This is a genomic window from Sutterella sp., from assembly GCF_052272535.1.
Classification (GTDB): Bacteria; Pseudomonadota; Gammaproteobacteria; order Burkholderiales; family Burkholderiaceae_F; genus Sutterella.
In genome coordinates this window covers 1-1,971 of sequence record NZ_DAVZJY010000324.1, presented here as the reverse complement: position 1 = coordinate 1,971, position 1,971 = coordinate 1, and the positions used below count along the sequence as shown (strand labels likewise).

General features: G+C 67.8%; 1 protein-coding gene. It reads right to left on the bottom strand.

Annotation, left to right across the window (positions count from 1 at the left end):
- Positions 1 to 499 precede the first annotated feature (499 nt).
- Positions 500 to 1,971 (bottom strand): D-alanyl-D-alanine carboxypeptidase/D-alanyl-D-alanine-endopeptidase (locus tag ACT6Y9_RS10685; RefSeq protein WP_443744515.1); only part of this gene is annotated, 1,472 nt, incomplete at its 5' end.

Here is a 1,971-nt window from a genome sequence, read left to right as displayed (position 1 = left end):
CAGCCTCGGACTACCGCGCAACGACGTAATCCGAATTCGAGGGGTGGATAAGCTCGGAGAAATCAACGTTGCAGGATTCGCCCGCAGGGCATAGGATGCGCAAATTCCTTCTGCATCAGGGGGTTCAGCCCCACATCGTGGCGACGCCTACCCACATGTATGCACGAAGCCCTCAAAAAATCTCTATTTTTCAAGTAAATCGAGATTGCATTAGTCAGGGAACGGCGTTTTATGCCACCATTACCCGACTTCCAGGATACCGCCGTTGCCTGACTTCTCCTCTGCGCCAAGAACCTACACGAAGGGACTGTGAGAAACCCGATTACCTACGGGTGTTGCATAGCTTCCATTGCAAAAATGGACGGCTAGATCTATTGCTGTCTCAAGCATTCCCATTGACAACTAGCGCGAAATGTGCCCCTCCTGAACGCAGAACGGGCGGCAGGAGAAGTGCTCCCGGCCGCCCTTCGTCCTTCCGGCTTCGCGCTCCCGCGCCGCCTTATTCGAGCGCGTACACCCAGTCGATCAGGGCGTTGAGGAAGGCGATCCCGCCCGGGACGCTCCGCTCGCCGTCAACGCCCGCATAGACCGCGTAGCGCCTCCCCGACGCGGCCTGAACGTAGCCGCCGATGCTCCTCACGTCGGCGAGATACCCCGTCTTGATGCGCCCGCGCTCCTCGGCCACCTTGCGGCGCGCCATCGTGCCGTCGCGCCCCGTGATCGGGAGCGAGGCGAGGTATTCGGGCATGTAGGGGCCCTGCCAACCGGCGACGAGGAGCTTCGTCATCGCCCGGCCCGTGACGCGCGCGTCGCGCGAGAGCCCCGAGCCGTTGTCGATCTTGAGCTCCTCCACGGGGAGCCCGCGCGAGACGAGCCAGTCGGCGAGCGCCGCGCGGCCGTCCTCGATCGTCGCCGCGGGCGGAAATTCGAGCCCCTTCTTCTCCGCCTTTCGGGCGGTCTTCGAAGCCGCCTTCTCACGCGCCTCCTCCCAGGCCTCGTGCACACGCTTCACGCCGAGCGTGAGGAGGATCGTGCGCGCCATGGTGTTGTTCGACCACTTGTTCGTGAGGGCGGTGGTTTCGGCGAGCGTGCGCGAGAAGTGGCTCGCAAGGCGCTCGGCGTCCACCGGGACGGGGCCGGTCTTCACGCGGCCGCGCCAGGTGCGCCCGTCGCGCTCCCAGTAGGCGCGAAAGAGACGCTCGAAGTATTCGTCGGCCCCCATCGCGATCGTGTTGAAGGTCTTCGGGCCGCAGGCGGCCGGGAGTCTTCCCGTGAAGACCGCCTTTCTGCCGCCGTCCTTGCCTTCGAGGAGCTTGAAGCCGATCGCGGTCTTCCAGTCCCCGCAGGGGCCGCGCCCGAGACGGATGGTCTTCGGGTACGCAACCCCCGCGAGCTTCGGGACCGCGACCACGCGCGCGACGCCCGCCTCCGGGGCCGGAACCATCTCGAAGGAGAGGTTGCGGTAGTTGACGAGCACCGGGTCGGGCGGCAGGTTGTAGGGGCGCGTCGCGCGCCCGTCGAAGGCGCCGGGGTCCGCGGCCGGAATCGTGAAGGCCGAGCGGTCGAGGACGACGTCGCCGTCGATGCGCTTCACGCCCAGCTGCGCGAGGCGCTCGAGCTCGAGCTCGAAGGCCTCGACCACGAAGGTCGGGTCGCCGCTGCCGCGGACGTAGAGCGCCCCCTTGAGGACGCCCCGGGCGTCGGGCTTCACGCGCGAGTAGAAGTCCGTGCGCCAGCGCCAGTGGGCGCCGAGCACCTCGAGGCCGGCGAGCGTCGTCACGAGCTTCGCCGTCGAGGCGGGCTCTTTGGGAACGGCGTCGCGCCAGGAAAGCACCGGCGCCGCGGGGGCGTCGAGGGGCACCACCGAGACGACGACGTGCGCGGGGTCGACGCCGAAGCGCCGTGCGGCGCGCTCGAGCGCGTCGGGAAGCGCCCGCGCCGTCGGGCGCGCGGACGCCGCCGGAGCGGCGG